Genomic DNA, 16144 nt, shown 5'->3' on the forward strand with positions numbered 1-16144 from the left:
AAGGGGCCGGCCCGAACAGCCAGCGGCGCCTACCGACGCGGCGGACGACGGCCGGGTTCAGACGGTCGCAGGACATACGGGTTCGTCAGGCACGTGGCAGGGAAGCCCGCAGCCGCCGCCCTACACGCCTCCCAAGACCGATACTGGCACGAAATCGTGCTGGAGCCGCCCCACTCCCATATCTGCAGGCACACGGGATCGTTGCCATCGAACCGTTGAGCTGCGGCTGGAACGGTTGCGAACACGGTGATCGAAGCCATGACGAGGAGCGCGCGCATCATGACGCATCATGACATCATCATGTCGAATCCGGAAGGGCGGCGTCACCGCAGCTGCCGTCGGGTGAGCAAAGTGCCGCTATAGGCGGCGCGTGCCCACCATCGTCACCGCCCGAAACGCGCGGTGGGCACGATGCGACGCGGCGGTGCCGCGTGCGCCTCTTCCCACCCTACCGCAGCTTACGCGCAGGCATGCGCGCAGCATGCGGCCTCCATCGTGTTCAGCGAGCATCAGACCCGCACCCGCGGCACCATCCGCTGCAAGGTCCGGTCGTGCAGCCAGTAATGATGCAGCAGCGCGGCGCCGGCGTGCAGGCCGATCAGGATCATCAGCCCGTTGGCCAGCGCCTCGTGCACGTCCTTCATGTCGTGAGCGAAGCCGCGATCGCCGACCCAGGGCGAGGCGATGTCGAACAGGCCGAACACCGGCAGGGCATAGCCGCGGGCGAACTGGGTCAGGATGCCGAGAATCGGAATGGCGAACATGATGCCATAGATCAGCAGATGCGCGATCTCGCCGGCATGAACGGTCCACGCCCCGAACCTCGTGGCCTCGGGGGCCGGCGGCGGATCGGCAAGACGCCACGCCAAGCGCGCCAGCGCGAAGCCGAGCATCGACAGCCCGAGCGAGATGTGCATGAACAGGCCGATATCATGCGACGGCCGCGGCAGCATGTCGCCGAGATGGCCGGACATCCACGCCGCCGGCACCAGCACGGCGACGATCCAGTGCAGGCCGATGGCGACGGACCCATAGGTTTTCGACGAGTTTCGAAGGCGCATGACACAGCTTCCTTGTGGTGCATGGGGCGCCTCGTGCCGGCGAGCCGGAGCACGGGGCGGATTGACCACAGGCGTAGCTGATCGCCGGCGTCGCCGCGCTGACGCCCGGCGTCAGCCCGCTGTCAGCATGGAACGCATGTCGTTCGGGGCCGGCGCGCGCGACGACGCACCGGGCAGCGCCGCCACGATGGCGGGCGCGATCGTGATATTGGCGCCGCCGAGCTCGGAGCGGCCGATCTGCAGCCGCCAGCCATAGGCCTCCAGCACGTCCTGCACGATCGCGAGGCCGAGCCCGCTGCCCGGCCCCTGCTCGTCGAGGCGACCGCCGCGTTCGAGCACGCGGCCGATCTGCGTGTCCGGAATTCCCGGACCGTCATCCTCGACGGTGACCACGAGCGGGATCGCGGTCGCCGCGATCCGCACCGTGCTCGCGGCATGGCGCGCGGCGTTCTCCAGGAGATTGCCGAGCACCTCGGCGAGATCGGTGCGGTCGATGGCGATGCTCAGTCCGGGCGGGACCTCGCCGTCGAAGCTGACATGCGCGGCCGACGGCGTGCGCCCGAGCGTGCCGAGCAGCGCATCGACCAGCGGCGCCAGTTCGGTCGCCGCCTCCGGCCCGCCGCGCGCCTTGCCGCGCAGGCGCGCCAGCGCCAGCTCGCGATCGACCTGACGGCTCATCGCCTCGGCGACGTCCTCGACATTGCGGGCCAGTTCGAGCTGGCCGAGCTCCTTCAGCCGTGCGGCATCGGCGGTGAGCGCGGCGAGCGGCGTCTTGAAGCCGTGCGCGAGATCGGCCGCACGGCTGCGCGAGCGCATGATCTCGGTCTGCTGCGCGTCGAGCAGCGCGTTGACCTCCTCGACCAGCGGCGCGACTTCGGTCGGCACTTCGCGCGGAAGATGGCGGCGCTGGCCGCTGCGGATCTCGGCCACGCCATGGCGCAGCACCGCGAGCGGACGCAGGCCGAGATTGACCTGCACGGTGGTACCGACCGCGAGGATGACGGCGAGCACGGCGAGCGCGATCGACAGATCCTTGGCGAAGGTCCGCACCGCGCTGGTGGCGCCATCGAGATCATAGGCCACGGCCGCGCGCACGCGGATCTGGCTCTCCGGATTCATCAGGATGCCGCGCTCGGCGACCAGAACGCGCGCGCCGACGGGGCCGATCAGTTCGTGCTGATGCACGTCGCTCGGGCCGGGTTCGTCGATCGGCAGCGGCAGGATCGTGTCCCACAGCGAGCGCGAGCGCAGCAGCTGACCATGATCGTCCGAGATCTGCCAGTACAGCCCGGACAGCGGCACCACGAAGCGCGGGTCGGCCGGCGGCCGGGCCACGACGATGCGCCCCTCCGCATCGACGTCGAGACCGTTCAGGATCTGGCGCAGATGAACGTCGAGGTCGGAGGCGAGCGTCCGCGCGACATGGCGCTTGAACAGAACGACCATGCCGAAACCGGCGACGCCGAGCGCGACGAGAAGGGCGATGGTGCCCGCCGCCACCAGCCGCAGCCGCAGCGAGCCCAACCTCATTCCGCCGTCTCCGGGATCATGTAGCCGAAGCCGCGGCGGGTCTCGATGATGTCGGCGCCGAGCTTCTTGCGCACGCGGCGGACCAGCACTTCGAGCGCGTTGGAATCGTGATCGTGGCCGAGACCGTAGACGTTCTCCTCCAGTTCGTGCTGCGGCACGACCCGGCCGCTCTGGCGCAGCAGATAGGCGATCAGGCGATATTCGAGCTGCGACAGCGCCACGGGCACGCCGCGCAGGCTGACCTTCATCTGCCGCTCGTCGAGCGCAAGCTCCCCGGACATCAGAACGGACGAGGCGTGGCCGGACGACCGGCGGACGATCGCGCGCAGGCGCGCGAGCAGCTCTTCGTTGCGAAACGGCTTCGGCAGATAGTCGTCGGCGCCGGCATCGATGCCGTCGACCCGCTCGGCCCAGCTCGCGCGCGCCGTCAGGATCAGCACCGGCATGTGCCGGCCGGCGCCGCGCCAGCGCTTCAGCACGGACAATCCGTCCATGCCGGGCAGGCCGAGATCGAGCACGACGGCGCCATAATCCTCGGTGTCGCCGAGAAACCACGCCTGCTCTCCATCGTCGGAGGTCTCGACCAGATAGCCCGCCGCCTGCAGCGTCCGCGACAGGTCGGACGACAGCCGCGGATCGTCCTCGACCAGCAGCACCCGCATCTACTTTTCCTCAACCCGCTCGATCTCGCCGCTGCGCGCATCGACATACACCTCGCGCACGCGGCCATCGCGGCCGATCACCCGAAACTCGTAGCGCCAGCGGCCGCGCTGGCGCTCGACGTCGACCCCCGTCACGTCACCGGCGATCCGGCCGCGCAAACGCGGCAGGATCTGCGACAGCGGCAGAACGTCGCCCGCCTCGACGGCATGGCGCACCGCATCGCGGCGCTCGCGGTCGTCCTCGCGCGCATCCGTCGCCGCCGACGCCGCCGTCGAGATCAGCATCGCCAGTGTCGTGATGCGCATGAACCGTCCCATTTGAGGCAAATGCATGATCTTTCCTGGACCTGACGCCGTGATTTTCAAAGCTCGCATCCCCGTGCGGTTGCGCCCTCGCAGGCCGATGTCGGCTGCGGAGCGTTCGCAAATGCTAGGGAGGCCGCGTGGCTTTTAGTATGAATTTCCGATGTCGGAATTGCGCTCAGGACGGTGCGCGGGGTGGAGGCTCGCACTTGCCCGGCATCCTGCCCGAGACAAGCTGACAATTCGCTGACTCGGCGCGACAGCTTGCCGTCAGCGCAGTTGCGACACACTCCCATCGGGGATCAGCGGGCGCGTTCGAGTTCGGAGAAGTGGCATGCGTAAGACGCTGACGTTGGCCGTCGTGCTGGCGGGGCTCGGTGGAATTGTCTTTGCGGCGCTGACCGGCCAGGAGCCGAAGCTGGTGCCGCTGACCCGCGTGCAGGACGGCACCGCAACGCATCTGGCGCTTCTGGCGGCGCTGGACGAACAGGCCCAAGGACAGGTCCAAGGACAGATCAAAGGACAGGCCGAAGGCCGGACGCTGAGCTACGAGCCCTCCCGCAGGGAGCGCGAAGGCGACGACGACGACCAGGACGAGCCGAAGCGGTAACGGCATCCACGGCCGTCCCTGCCGTTGCGACGCGCTAGGCCGCCAGCCCGGCCTCGTACCAGCCCCGCGTCGCCTTGACGATGCGCACCACCGACAGCATCACGGGGACCTCGACGAGAACACCGACGACGGTCGCCAGCGCCGCTCCCGAGTCGAGCCCGAACAGGCTGATCGCGGCGGCGACCGCCAGTTCGAAGAAATTGCTGGCGCCGATCAGGGCCGCGGGAGCGGCCACGCACCAGGCCACGCCGAGCCGGCGGCTGAGCCAATAGGCGATGCCCGCGTTCAGATAGACCTGGATCAGGATCGGCACGGCCAGGATCGCGATCACGACCGGCTGCGTCAGGATCTGCTCGCCCTGGAAGCCGAACAGCAGCACCAGCGTCGCCAGCAGCGCCACGAGCGAGGCCGGCTGCAGCACGCGCAAGGTCTGCTCGAAGGCGCCGCCCTTTGTCCGCAGCAAAGCGCGGCGCCACAGTTGCGAGATGATGACGGGCACCACGATGTAGAGCACGACCGACAGCAGCAGCGTGGTCCAGGGCACCGAGATCGAGGCGACGCCGAGCAGCAGGCCGACCAGCGGCGCGAACAGAAACACCATGATGACGTCGTTGAGCGCGACCTGGCTCAGCGTGTAGTGCGGCTCGCCCTCGCAGAGGTTGGACCACACGAACACCATCGCCGTGCACGGCGCCGCCGCCAGCAGGATCAGGCCGGCGATGTAGGACGACAGCTGCCCCGCCGGCAGCAGCGGCGCGAACACATGGCCGATGAAGATGCTGCCGAGCAGCGCCATCGAGAACGGCTTGATGGCCCAGTTCACCAGCAGGGTGACGCCGATGCCGCGCCAATGCGCCCTGACGCCGCCGAGCGCGGCGAAGTCGATCTTCAGCAGCATCGGAATGATCATCAGCCAGATCAGGGCGGCGACCGGCAGGTTGACACGGGCGAGTTCGGCTGCGGCCACGACGGCGAAAAAGCCGGGGATCAGATGGCCGAGGCCGATTCCTGCGACGATGCAGAGTAGGACCCAGACCGTCAGATAGCGCTCGAAAGTCGTCATCGGATCACGCGACGTCGGAGCGGAAGGACGTGGCGCCCTCGCCTGTCCCGATCTCGCGCAGCCGGGTGCCGAGCGAGAGGCGATCGATGCTGTCGAGCGGCAGGTTGATGAAGGCGCCGACCCGGTTCTTCAGAAAACGGAAGGCGGTCGTGAACGCCGCCAGCTTCTCCAGTTCGGTGCCTTCGACGGCCGCGGGATCCTCGATGCCCCAATGCGCGGTCATCGGCTGTCCCGGCCAGACCGGGCAGGCTTCGCCGGCCGCGTTGTCGCAGACCGTGAAGACGAAATCCATCGCGGGCGCGCCGCCAGCTGCGAACTCGGTCCAGCTCTTCGAGCGCAGATCGTCGGTCGGGTAGTCCATGCGCGCGAGCAGTTCGAGTGCCAAGGGATGCACCGCGCCCTTCGGCGTGCTGCCGGCCGAGAAGGCGCGGAAGCGGCCGGCGCCGTCCTTGCGCAGGATCGACTCGGCGAGGACCGAGCGGGCGGAATTTCCGGTGCAGAGAAACAGCACGTTGTAGATCAGATCAGGCACGGCTCTTTTCCTTGCGCTTGGGGGGACAACACGGCGTGAGGCTTGCGATGACCGGCGCGCAGACCTCCGGCCGTCCGCCGCAGCAGTCCTGCAGCAGGAACAGCGCGAGCGTCTGGAAGCGTGCGAGATCGGCGCGGTAGACGATCGAGCGGCTGTGCCTGACCGAGCTCACGAGGCCGGCGCGCGCGAGCACGGAAAGATGCGCCGACAGCGTGTTCTGTGGCACCTCGAGCAGGCGGGCGAGCTCGCCCGCGGGCAGGCCCTCGGGCTCGTGCTGCACCAGGGTGCGGAAGGCCTGCAGCCGCGTCGGCTGCGCCAGCGCGGCCAGCGTGAGGACGGCGTTTTCGTTTTCCATATATCCAGAATTATCGATATATTGAGCGTGCGTCAAGGCCGGAGGCGGCGGCACCATGATCGCCACGGCGCCATGACCAGAGGTCGCCCAATATTTCGAACATTCTAGAAATATCGTTTGACTCGCCGGCCTCGCCTGCCGCATCCTCGGCTCATGAAGCTCGACGACATCGCCGCCCGCCTCGAAGCCCTCGGCAACACCACGCGCCTGAAAATCTACCGCGCGCTGGTGCGCGCCGGCCATGCCGGAATGCCGGTCGGGCGGCTGCAGGAGCGGCTGAAGATCCCGGCATCGACGCTGTCGCACCACGTCAAGACGCTGGTGGCGGTCGGCCTGATCTCGCAACGGCGCGACGGCACCACGCTGGTGTGCCACGCCGAATACGACGTCATGCGCTCCCTGGTCGGCTTTCTCGTCTCGGAATGCTGTGCCGAGGAGCGCGGCTGCGGCGCGGCGAAATCTGCGGCGTGATCATTTGTCATATAATTCGATCATTCTAGAAATATGGGAGGACTGACGATGAACGGAGCCAAGACGGTCGCGATCATCGGCGCCGGCCCGGTCGGGCTCGCCGCCGCGGCGCATGCGCTGGAGCGCGGCCTCGCGCCGATCGTGCTGGAAGCCGGCCCGGAAGCCGCCCATGCAATGCGGCAGTGGCAGCACGTGCAGCTGTTCTCGCCGTGGCGATACAACATCGACACCGCGGCGGCGCGGCTGCTCGCCACGACTGGCTGGAATTCGCCCGACCCGGAGGTCTATCCGACCGGGCGCGAGCTGATCGACAACTATCTCGCACCGCTCGCGACCCGCACCGCGCTGCGCGACGTCGTCAGGACCTCGCACCGCGTCACCGCGATCAGCCGTGTCGGGTACGACAAGGCCAAGTCGAAGGGCCGTGCCGACGCGCCGTTCGAGATTCGCACCTCCAACGGCAAGGGCGACGCAGCACTGCAGGCCGACGCCGTGATCGACGTCTCCGGCACCTGGTTCTCGCCCAATCCGGCCGGCGGCAACGGCCTGCCCGCGCTCGGCGAACACGAACAGCGCGCGCGCATCGCCCATGGGATGCCGGACGTGCGCGGCGCGCAGCGCAGCCGCTACGCCGGCAAGACCGTCGCGGTGCTCGGCGCCGGTCATTCGGCAATCGGCACGCTGATCGACCTCGCGGCCCTTGCGGAGGACGCGCCGGGCACGCAGGCGATCTGGCTGCTGCGCAGCGACGATCCGGCCAAGGCGTTCGGCGGCGGCAGCGCCGACCAGCTCGCGGCACGCGGTGAGCTCGGCATGGCCTTCGCCGCGCTGGTGCGCTCGGGACGCATCCGGGTCGAGACCGGATTTTACGTTGCGCAGATCGCCGACGACGCTGGCCGGCTTTCGATCATCGCGGCCGGCGGCCGCCGCATCAGCGCCGACGAACTGATCGTCGCCACCGGCTTCCGGCCCGACTTGTCGCTGCTGTCGGAGTTGCGCGTGCAGCTCGATCCGGCGATCGAAGCGCCGGTGGCGCTCGCACCCTTGATCGATCCGAACGAACATTCCTGCGGCACCGTGCGGCCGCACGGCGCGCGCGAGCTGGCGCAGGCCGACGAGCCCGGGCTGTATCTCGCGGGCATGAAGAGCTACGGCCGCGCACCGACCTTCCTGATGATGACCGGCTACGAGCAGGTGCGCTCGATCACCGCCGACATCGCCGGCGACAAGACGGCGGCCGCACGCGTCGAGTTGAAGCTGCCCGAGACCGGCGTCTGCACCCGCGGCGGGCCGGAGAGCATTGCAGCCCTGTCCGGCTGCTGTGGCGGACCGGCGCCGTCCGGCGTAGACAGTTGCTGCGCCGACGACGCCAAAGCCAAGGCTGCGGGGCGTACCGGCTGCGGCTGCGCGTGACGCCGAGCCAATGAGAGGTTGATGGGAATGCAGGCACGACGGCTGGGCGTGGTCATCGCTCTCGGCACCGCCCAGACCCTGGCGTGGGGATCGAGCTACTATCTGCCGGCGATCCTCGCCGATCCGATCGCGCGGGACCTCGGCCTCTCCGACAACTGGTTCTTCGCCGCCTTCTCCGCCTCGCTGATCATCTCCGGCCTGCTCGGCCCGCGCATCGGCCGGCAGATCGACCGCGTCGGCGGCCGGCAGGTGCTGTGCGCCTCCAACATCGTGCTCGCGATCGGGCTCGCGCTGCTCGGCCTGTCGCATTCGCTGTGGGTGATGGCGATCGCGTGGCTGTGGCTCGGCGTCGGCATGGGCCTCGGCCTCTACGACGCCGCGTTCGGCACGCTCGGGCGTATCTACGGCCGTGATGCGCGCGGCGCGATCACCGGCATCACTCTGCTCGCGGGCTTCGCCTCGACCGTCGGCTGGCCGCTGAGCACATGGGGGCTTGCGACGATCGGCTGGCGCGAGACGTGTTTTGCCTGGGCGATCGCGCATCTCGTCATCGGCCTGCCGCTGAACCTGTCGCTGCCGCGCGCAACACAGATGGCGGCCGGCGAGGCGCAGACCGGCAAGCCGAACATTCCGCTCGACCGCCCCATGATACTGATCGCCTTCGCGATGGCCGCCGCCTGGACCGTGACCGCGGCGATGGCGGTGCATCTGCCGCGGCTGATGCAGGCGTTCGGCGCGACGCCGGCGCAGGCGCTGTTCGCGGGCATGATGATCGGACCGGCCCAGGTCGCCGCGCGCGTGTTCGAGGCCGGCTTCCTGAGCCGCTTCCATCCGCTCGCCTCGGCGCGGCTCGCCTGCATCACTCACCCGATCGGCGCGCTGACGATCGGCCTGTTCGGCGGCGGCGCGGCCGCGGCCTTTGCGCTGCTGCACGGCTCCGGCAACGGCATCCTCACGATCGCCCGCGGCACCTTGCCGCTCGCGATCTTCGGCCCCACCAACTACGCCTACCGGCTCGGCCTGATCGGGGCGCCGTCGCGGATCTGCCAGGCTTTCGCGCCGCTGCTGTTCGGCCTGCTGATCGATGGGCTCGGCCGCGGCGTGCTGATCGTGTCGGCAAGCCTCAGCCTCTCGGCCCTCGGCGCGCTGATGCTGCTGTCGGCCGGCCGCGCCGAGACGGCGGTGCCGGATGGCGCGCCCGACAAGGCTGCCTGATGGCGTTCGTAGGACTTCCTTAACCAGCTTTCCGCGCCGGCGGTTCTCCGGTCCGATGCCGCAAGGCATGACGGTGCACATATACGGAAAGTTGAAGGGTTGGACTTGACGATACCCCGTAGTGACACGGGGGCGTCAACGACACGATGGCATTGCAACGACAACACATGCTTCGTGTCGGCGCGGTCGCCGCCTGCGTCGGACTGTTCCTGGCCGGGGCCGATCTCGCCGTCACCGCCCTGATCGGCAACCAGACCGCGCGTCAGCTCAGCGAGCTCAGCAAGGTGGCGCTGCGGCGCTCCGAGGCCGCGATCGACTCGGCCGGCGCGATCCTCCACCGTCTCATCGCCAAGGGCCCGATGGATTGCAGCGACATCGCGCTGCAGGCGCTGCGCCTCCACGTCTATCAAGGCACCATCGTCAAGGACATCCGCACCGTCGACCGCGAGGGATCGGTCAAGTGTTCGGCCTATTCCGAGACGCTCGAATTCGACAATGGCTGGGCGCGGCGGGACGAGATGTTCCAGTCCGCCGACGGCCAGCTACGGCTGTTCCGCGTCGAGCAGTTCACCGGCGCCGCCTTCGGCGTGCTGCGCGACATCGACGCGCAGCGCTCGCTGGCGGCCATCCTGCGCATCGACGGCAATCTGCTCGACGTGATGCCGGTCGGCCTGCGCGCCAAGAGCCACGTCACCCTGACCCTGCCCGACGGCGCGGAAGTGGCAGGCTATCATCCCGACGCGTCTTCGAAGGCGCCGACGCAGACCGTCGCGTTCGCGACCGTGTCCGACCGCTATCCGCTGCAGGCCACGATCCATGTCCGGCCGCAGAGCCTGAGCGCGCGCCAGGAGACGGCCTATCTGCTGACGATGCTCGCCGCCGGTCTGCTCGGCGGCGTATTCGGCCTGCTGCTGGCGAGCTATCTCGCCCGGCCGGTCGATCCGGTCGCCGAACTCGACCGCGCGCTCGCAGCCAACGAGTTCAAGCCCTATGTGCAGCCGACCTTCAGCCTGCGGACCGGCACCATCGTCGGCTGCGAGATCCTGGCGCGCTGGGAAAAGCCCGACGGCCGGCTGATGCCGCCGATGAGCTTCATCCCGCTCGCCGAGAGCAGCGGCCGGATCGAGAAGCTGACCTGGCAGATCCTCGGCACGGCGCTGCGCGAGCTGCAGCCTGCGATGAAGCAGGACAAGCTGTTCAAGCTGTCGGTCAACATCACGCCGCGCCATCTGCTCGGCGACGGCTTCATCGACGACCTGCGCAAGGTCGTCGCGTCGTCGTCGGTCTCTACCCGCCAGGTCGTGATCGAGGTCACCGAGCGCGAGGAGCTCGCCGACCTCGACAAGGCGACCGACGTCGTGAAGGAGCTCGGCGAGTTCGGCTTCCGCATCGCGCTCGACGATGTCGGCATCGGTCATAGCGGCCTGTCCACCATTCAGCGGCTCGGCGCGCGCATCCTGAAGATCGACAAGTTCTTCGTCGACGCCATCACGCGCGACCAGTCCGCGGTCGTGGTGGTGCAGATGCTGGTGGCGCTGGCGCGCGAACTCGACATGTCCGTGGTCGCCGAGGGCATCGAGCAGCAGGAGCAGGTCGATGCGCTGATCGCCTGCGGCGTCGAGGAAGGCCAGGGCTATCTGGTCGCCCCGCCGCTCTCGCTCGACCGCTTCAAGCAGTTCCTCGACGTCCGCCGCGCCTCCGGCGCCGCGCAGCCCATCGCCAAGCCGGAACTGGCGGCCTGAGGCGCACCCGACCGCGCCGGGCCGCCCGCCTCACTGCTTGGTCATCTGCCCACGGATCTCGCCGCCAGGATTGGCCTGGGTGTGGATGTTGGCGTACCATTTGCCCGCGAGCAGATCGGCTGCCTGCGCGTCCGTCAGCACCGACGAGCCCGTGATCGGCGGCTCGGGGCTCTTGAACGGCAGCACGATGCCGGCGTTCTTGCCGGGCTCGCTGGGCCCATGGAAATGGGCGCCGATCGGCGGACCGCTCAGGCCGGAGAAGGTGATTTTCCAGGTCAGTGTCCTGGTCGCCGTGTCGAGGCTCGCTTCCGCCGCCCCCGCGGCCGCGCTGGCATTGGGCGGCACTTCGTTGGCGGCCTTGAGCTCGGACTTCAAGACGACCGTTTCGGCGTGAGCGAACGGCGAAGCCGCGGCCCAGGCGGCGAAGGCAAGCAGCCCCAGAGCGATGTTGCGACGCATGGTTTCCCCCAGATGTTTCGTGCAGTCTGGAGTCTGAGGACACCGGTGGCAAGCCGATATTCCGCACCATGCGTTAGTTAGGTCGCTCGCGGAAACCCGGCGACCACCTCGATTGAACAATCGCGGCCGCTGTGCCAAACAGACGGGAACCACAACCAGCTCGACGGAAGGCAATGGCGAATCGGATGGCAGCTTCCAGAACGGCGCGCGGCAAGGTCGGGCGACCCACGCTCGAACGGGCCGGCGAGGTCGAGGAGCGAATCCTGGATGCCGCCAAGACGGTGTTCCTCGCCCACGGCTTCGAAGGCGCGAGCGTCGACGAGATCGCGCAGACCGCGCGCGCCGGCAAGCCGACGATCTATGCGCGCTTTCCCAGCAAGGCGGCGCTGTTCGCCGCCGTCATCGGCCGCCACGCCGCGCGCAACACCCAATATGAGAACCTCACGCCGCAGGGCCGCACGTTCCGCGCCAAGCTGATCAGCCTCGGGCTCACCTTGATCGAGCGCGCCTTCGTGGACGAAACCATCGGCCTGATGCGGACGGCGATTGCGGAAAGCCCGCGCTTTCCCGAACTGACGCTTGAGATCCAGGACACCGCGCGCAGGCGCGCCACCGAGAACGTCGCGCACGTCATCGGCGAGCTGGCGCGCGCCGAGGGACTTTTCGGCAAGGGCGCATTCGCCGCCGACAGGCTCGAGGACAGCGCGCGGATCTTCCTCGATCTCGTGATCTTCGCCGTCCTCATGAGGATCCTGCTCGGCGAGGACATGCGGATGCTGAAGAAGGAAGCGCAGGCCCATGTCGAGAAGCGCGTCGACTTCTTCCTGGCGGCAACGACCTGACCCCTGCGTCTGCGCGGCCCCCGCGTTGCACAGCTCCTGAAAGATTTTCTCTTCCTGCAGGACGACGTCCCAATGCAGACTGTGCTCAAAGGCCGTCGCGCCGGGCGAGCGCGCGCCTCGAATTGACGTCGCGTTCGAGGACAGCCCGTCGTTGCCTCAATGCGCCATCGATGGGCCGCCGCCGAGCTTGACCTTGCGCAGGGTCAGCGCCAGCGGGATCGCCGACAGCGAGATCAGCATCAGGACCCAATAGACGTCCACATAGGCGAGCAGCGACGACTGCAGTTGCACGGTCTGGCCGATCCACGCCACCGCCTGCTGCTGCGCCTGGGCCAGTGAGCTGCCGTGCGCGCTGAAATAGCTGGTCATCTGGTGCAGCGTATCCTGATAGGCATGGTTCGACGGGATCGCGGTCTCCACCAGCCGGCTCTGGTGGAACTGCCCGCGATGCGACAACACGTTGGCAGCGAGCGAAACCCCGATCGAGCCGCCGGTGTTGCGCGCGGCGTTGATCAGCGCCGAGGCCTGATCGGTCCTCTCCGGCGGAATGCCGTCGTAGGACGCGGTGGTGATCGACAGGAAGATCAGCGGCAGGCCTATGCCGATCAGCATGCGCGACTCGGCGAAGAACCAGAAGCCGACATCGGCATAGACCCGCGTCAGGTCATACATCGCGAACGCCACGACCGTGGCTCCCGTCATGATCAGGTATTTCGGCTGCACCCTGCCCGACAGCCGCCCGACCACGAACATCATGACCATGGTGACGAGACCGCCCGGCGACAGCACGAGCCCGGCCCACGTGGCGGTATAGCCGAAATCCTGCTGCACCATCTGCGGCAACATCTGCGTGGTGCCGAGCAGGATCGCGCCGGTCGCCAGCATCACCAGGAAGCACGCCCCGAACTGGCGCGAGGCCAGCATGCGGACGTCGACCGCCGGATTCTTCCGGCTCATCTCCCACGGGATCATCGCGATGAAGGCGGCGGCGCAGACCGCGGCGGTGACCATGATGAAGCGCGAATCGAACCAGTCATCCTCCAGGCCGCGGTCGAGCATCATTTCGAGCGCGCCGAGAAAGGTGGCCACCAGCACGAAGCCGATGACGTCGAAGCCCTGGCTCTGCTGCTGCTTGCGCAGCTCCGCAGTCGCCGCCGCAGGCTCCTGCAGGACCAGCGCGATCAGGAGTATCGCGGCGACGCCGACCGGACCATTGATCAGGAAGCACCAGTGCCAGGATGCATTGTCGGAGAGATAGCCGCCGAGCGTCGGCCCGACCACCGGCGCCACGACGACGGCGACGCCGAACAGGGCGAAGGCCTGGCCGCGCTTGGCCGGCGGAAACGAACTCGCGAGAATTGATTGCGCGACCGGCACCATGCCGCCGCCGCCGAGGCCCTGCAGGATACGGAAGAACAACAGCGAGTCCAGGTTCCAGGCGAAGCCGCACAGCACCGAACTCGCGGTGAACAGGCCGAGGCATATCAGGAAGAAGGTTTTGCGGCCGAGGCGCTTGGCCAGATAGCTCGATGCGGTCAGGCTGATCGCATTGGAAACGAGATAGGTCGTCACCACCCAGGATGATTCATCCTGGCTGACCCCCATGCCGCCGGCGATATAGGGCAGCGCGACGTTGGCAATGGTGGTGTCGAGCACCTCCATGAAGGTCGCGAGCGCGACCAGCACCGCGATCAGCCACGGATTGGCGGCGGGCCGCGGCTCGGCCAGCGTCGCGCCGTCGCTCATAGCACGGCCCTCAGCCGCTCGTAGAGCGATGGCCTGGGATCGATGCGCACGCTCGGCACCACCGACATGCCCGGCCCGAGTGCGACGTCGGCCGGCGGATCGTCCATCTCGATCTTGACCGGCACGCGCTGCACGATCTTGACATAGTTGCCGGTCGCATTCTGCGGCGGCAGCAGCGAGAACGCGGGCCCGGAACCGGACTGCACGCTGGCGACATGGCCGCGGATCTCGCGCTCGGGATAGGCATCGATGTCCAGGGTCACGGGCTGGCCGGGACGCATGTGATCGAGCTGGGTCTCCTTGAAATTGGCGGTGACCCAGACGTCGTCGGGCACGAACATCGTCAGCGCCGTGCCCTGGGCGGCGAACTGGCCGTCGGCGGCGCTCAGATTGACGACGCGCCCGGGCTGCGCCGCGGTCACCGTCGTGTAGGACAGATTGAGCTGCGCCTGGTCGCGCTGCGCCTCGGTCTGGGCGAGATTGGCGGCAGCGCTCTCGCGCTGGGCCTTCAACGACTCCAGCTGCCGCTGCGCGACCCGCAGATTGGCCTGCGCCGAGGTCAGCGCCGCCGTCTGCTGCCGGAGCTGCGAATTGTATTGCTGCTCGCTCTGCACCGTGCCGGAGCCGGTGCGGGCGAGGTCCTGATAACGCTGCGCCTGCTGTTCTGCGAAGGTAAGGCTCGCCTGCGCCTGCTCAACCTGAGCCTGCCCGGCCGTGATCTGCGCCTGCTGCACCTGGATCTGGGCATCAATGTTGCGGATCGCCGCCTCAGCCGACCTCACCTGCGCGGCGGCCTGCGCCAGTGCGATCCTGTAGTCGCGGTCGTCGATCTTGGCGATCACGTCGCCGGCCTTGACGTGCTGGTTGTCGGTGACCGGCACCGCCGTGATGTAGCCGGAGACCTTGGGTGCGATCGCGAACTGGCGGGCGGCGATGAAGGCATCGTCGGTGGTCTCGTAGCGGCCGGCGGCATCGAGATAGACATAGCCGCCGGCGCCCGCGGCGAGCAGGGCAAGGGCGCCGAGCGCCACGCCCCAGGGATGGCGCCGCAGAAAGCCGCGGCGCGGCTGGTCGTCCGCCTCGCCTTTCTCGGTTGGCGACGCCGGCTGGTCCGGCTCGTGCACGTCAGGGGCGGCCTCGCGACGAAGTTCCGTCGCAGCATCGCCGCGCCATTGCTTCAATGCGCGCTCGCGCGCCGGGATCGTCTGGTCGGCAGGTCTGTTCGCCGGCACGGCTTCGGTCATGGAGGAAGTCTGAACGGCCATGAGGCTCTCCTGGAAGAACGAAACTGTTTCGTTCAAAATGGGTCGCGACCCAGCCATAGGCAAGCCCGAAGGGGGGCCGTAGGATCGAAACTTTCTGTGAGCCGGACCTAAAATTTCTGTCATCTGGTTGCGAGCGGGATCAGCTTCGCAACGATGGCCTGGGAACTCAGCGCGCCGGTTGCGGGCCGGCCAGGCGCACTGCCAGCGTCAGCGCGGCGATGATCGGCGGGACGGCAAAGCACCAGCTGCCCAGCCGGGCGAACAGCAGTGCGGCCGCGCCGCAGCCGAGCGCAAACACGAGCACGTTGACAGACATCTGGACAAGGCGCGCGGACGGCGGCGCCTGGCCCTTGTCGCCGACATAGATCCTGTCGGCAAGGTCGATCATCACCTGGGTGGTCGTTCCCGTCATCAGCGTCGACGGCGGCGAACTGGGCAGATAGATGCGGTGCCCGCCATTCTGGATCGCCATCGCCGCGACCAGCACCATGCCGGTGATGATCGCTTCGCGGCTGTCGCCATGATGGAACGGCCCGAAATGAATGGCGAGCGCGGCGCCGATCACGAGCAGCGCCAGCTTGACCACGATCAGGATCTCGAACGCCCGCGACCATCGCCGCGACAGCAGCGTGCCGGCCAGCCGCGTCGCGATCACGACGACGCAGAACACCGGCAGCGCCAGCAGCTTGGCCACCGCCCCGGAGGTGCCGAGCGCCAGCGCGGCGCCGAGCGTCACGAAGTTGCCGGTGACATGGGCCGTGAACAGGCCCTGAAGCGCCAGGAAGCCGGCGGTGTCGACATAGCCGGCATTGACGCTGAGCAGCAGCGGCACGATGCGCGAATCGGTGGAGGCCATGGAATCCCGCTTTCGTTGT

18 protein-coding genes are annotated in these 16144 nt (G+C 68.2%); 6 read left to right on the forward strand and 12 right to left on the reverse strand.

The window, feature by feature from the left end:
- Nucleotides 1-29: 29 nt before the first annotated feature.
- The 5 genes from ACQR1B_RS15410 to ACQR1B_RS15430 all read right to left on the reverse strand — a co-directional run bounded on the left by ACQR1B_RS15410 (nucleotide 30) and on the right by ACQR1B_RS15430 (nucleotide 3559).
- Nucleotides 30-281 carry a DUF3551 domain-containing protein gene (locus tag ACQR1B_RS15410; protein ID WP_434832370.1) on the reverse strand — a complete coding sequence of 84 codons (252 nt, stop codon included), beginning with the start codon at nucleotides 279-281 and terminating at the stop codon, nucleotides 30-32.
- A gap of 228 nt (nucleotides 282-509) precedes the next feature.
- A complete protein-coding gene (locus tag ACQR1B_RS15415; protein ID WP_434832371.1) occupies nucleotides 510-1061 on the reverse strand; it encodes a cytochrome b in 552 nt (183 codons plus the stop codon).
- Between the two features lie 111 nt (nucleotides 1062-1172).
- Nucleotides 1173-2591 (reverse strand): sensor histidine kinase, encoded by a 1419-nt coding sequence (locus ACQR1B_RS15420; protein ID WP_434832372.1) that lies wholly within the window; start codon nucleotides 2589-2591, stop codon nucleotides 1173-1175.
- A complete protein-coding gene (locus tag ACQR1B_RS15425; RefSeq protein ID WP_434832373.1) occupies nucleotides 2588-3253 on the reverse strand; it encodes a response regulator transcription factor in 666 nt (221 codons plus the stop codon). Before ACQR1B_RS15425 ends, ACQR1B_RS15420 begins: the two co-directional genes overlap by 4 nt.
- Complete coding sequence (locus ACQR1B_RS15430; protein ID WP_434832620.1) at nucleotides 3254-3559, reverse strand: PepSY domain-containing protein; 306 nt, start codon at nucleotides 3557-3559, stop codon at nucleotides 3254-3256.
- Between the two features lie 331 nt (nucleotides 3560-3890).
- Between ACQR1B_RS15430 and ACQR1B_RS15435 the strand changes: the two genes are divergently transcribed.
- Entirely contained in the window at nucleotides 3891-4166 is a 276-nt protein-coding gene (locus ACQR1B_RS15435) for a hypothetical protein (protein ID WP_434832374.1), read from the forward strand.
- A gap of 34 nt (nucleotides 4167-4200) precedes the next feature.
- Here the strand turns inward: ACQR1B_RS15435 and arsB are convergent, their stop codons facing one another.
- Genes arsB through ACQR1B_RS15450 form a run of 3 tightly spaced genes read right to left on the reverse strand, consistent with a single transcriptional unit; the run spans nucleotide 4201 to nucleotide 6116 of the window.
- Entirely contained in the window at nucleotides 4201-5229 is a 1029-nt protein-coding gene (arsB, locus tag ACQR1B_RS15440) for an ACR3 family arsenite efflux transporter (protein WP_434832375.1), read from the reverse strand.
- A 4-nt stretch (nucleotides 5230-5233) separates the two neighbouring features.
- Entirely contained in the window at nucleotides 5234-5761 is a 528-nt protein-coding gene (locus tag ACQR1B_RS15445; protein ID WP_434832376.1) for an arsenate reductase ArsC, read from the reverse strand.
- The gene (locus tag ACQR1B_RS15450; protein ID WP_434832377.1) at nucleotides 5754-6116 is read right to left on the reverse strand and encodes an ArsR/SmtB family transcription factor; all 363 of its coding nucleotides are present in this window, start codon (nucleotides 6114-6116) and stop codon (nucleotides 5754-5756) included. Before ACQR1B_RS15450 ends, ACQR1B_RS15445 begins: the two co-directional genes overlap by 8 nt.
- 153 nt (nucleotides 6117-6269) lie before the next feature.
- Between ACQR1B_RS15450 and ACQR1B_RS15455 the strand changes: the two genes are divergently transcribed.
- From ACQR1B_RS15455 to ACQR1B_RS15470, 4 genes are all read left to right on the forward strand, one after another.
- Nucleotides 6270-6587 carry an ArsR/SmtB family transcription factor gene (locus ACQR1B_RS15455; protein WP_434832378.1) on the forward strand — a complete coding sequence of 106 codons (318 nt, stop codon included), beginning with the start codon at nucleotides 6270-6272 and terminating at the stop codon, nucleotides 6585-6587.
- 48 nt (nucleotides 6588-6635) lie between these two features.
- The gene (locus ACQR1B_RS15460; RefSeq protein WP_434832379.1) at nucleotides 6636-8000 is read left to right on the forward strand and encodes an NAD(P)-binding domain-containing protein; all 1365 of its coding nucleotides are present in this window, start codon (nucleotides 6636-6638) and stop codon (nucleotides 7998-8000) included.
- A 27-nt stretch (nucleotides 8001-8027) separates the two neighbouring features.
- Nucleotides 8028-9215 (forward strand): MFS transporter, encoded by a 1188-nt coding sequence (locus ACQR1B_RS15465; protein ID WP_434832621.1) that lies wholly within the window; start codon nucleotides 8028-8030, stop codon nucleotides 9213-9215.
- Between the two features lie 167 nt (nucleotides 9216-9382).
- The gene (locus ACQR1B_RS15470) at nucleotides 9383-10957 is read left to right on the forward strand and encodes an EAL domain-containing protein (RefSeq protein WP_434832380.1); all 1575 of its coding nucleotides are present in this window, start codon (nucleotides 9383-9385) and stop codon (nucleotides 10955-10957) included.
- A 30-nt stretch (nucleotides 10958-10987) separates the two neighbouring features.
- Here ACQR1B_RS15470 and ACQR1B_RS15475 read toward each other — a convergent pair whose 3' ends face one another.
- A complete protein-coding gene (locus tag ACQR1B_RS15475) occupies nucleotides 10988-11416 on the reverse strand; it encodes a CHRD domain-containing protein (RefSeq protein ID WP_434832381.1) in 429 nt (142 codons plus the stop codon).
- Nucleotides 11417-11601: 185 nt separating this feature from the next.
- Between ACQR1B_RS15475 and ACQR1B_RS15480 the strand changes: the two genes are divergently transcribed.
- Nucleotides 11602-12258: a TetR/AcrR family transcriptional regulator gene (locus tag ACQR1B_RS15480; protein ID WP_434832382.1), complete on the forward strand. Its 657-nt coding sequence runs from the start codon at nucleotides 11602-11604 to the stop codon at nucleotides 12256-12258.
- Between the two features lie 156 nt (nucleotides 12259-12414).
- Here ACQR1B_RS15480 and ACQR1B_RS15485 read toward each other — a convergent pair whose 3' ends face one another.
- The 3 genes from ACQR1B_RS15485 to ACQR1B_RS15495 all read right to left on the reverse strand — a co-directional run bounded on the left by ACQR1B_RS15485 (nucleotide 12415) and on the right by ACQR1B_RS15495 (nucleotide 16125).
- On the reverse strand, nucleotides 12415-14004 hold the full coding sequence (locus ACQR1B_RS15485) for a DHA2 family efflux MFS transporter permease subunit (protein WP_434832383.1): 1590 nt from the start codon (nucleotides 14002-14004) through the stop codon (nucleotides 12415-12417).
- Nucleotides 14001-15269: an HlyD family secretion protein gene (locus tag ACQR1B_RS15490; protein WP_434832384.1), complete on the reverse strand. Its 1269-nt coding sequence runs from the start codon at nucleotides 15267-15269 to the stop codon at nucleotides 14001-14003. Before ACQR1B_RS15490 ends, ACQR1B_RS15485 begins: the two co-directional genes overlap by 4 nt.
- 166 nt (nucleotides 15270-15435) lie before the next feature.
- Complete coding sequence (locus ACQR1B_RS15495) at nucleotides 15436-16125, reverse strand: YoaK family protein (RefSeq protein ID WP_434832385.1); 690 nt, start codon at nucleotides 16123-16125, stop codon at nucleotides 15436-15438.
- Nucleotides 16126-16144 lie beyond the last annotated feature (19 nt).

The sequence above is a fragment of the Bradyrhizobium oligotrophicum genome (genome assembly GCF_051168495.1).
In the GTDB taxonomy this organism is placed as follows: domain Bacteria; phylum Pseudomonadota; class Alphaproteobacteria; order Rhizobiales; family Xanthobacteraceae; genus Bradyrhizobium; species Bradyrhizobium oligotrophicum_A.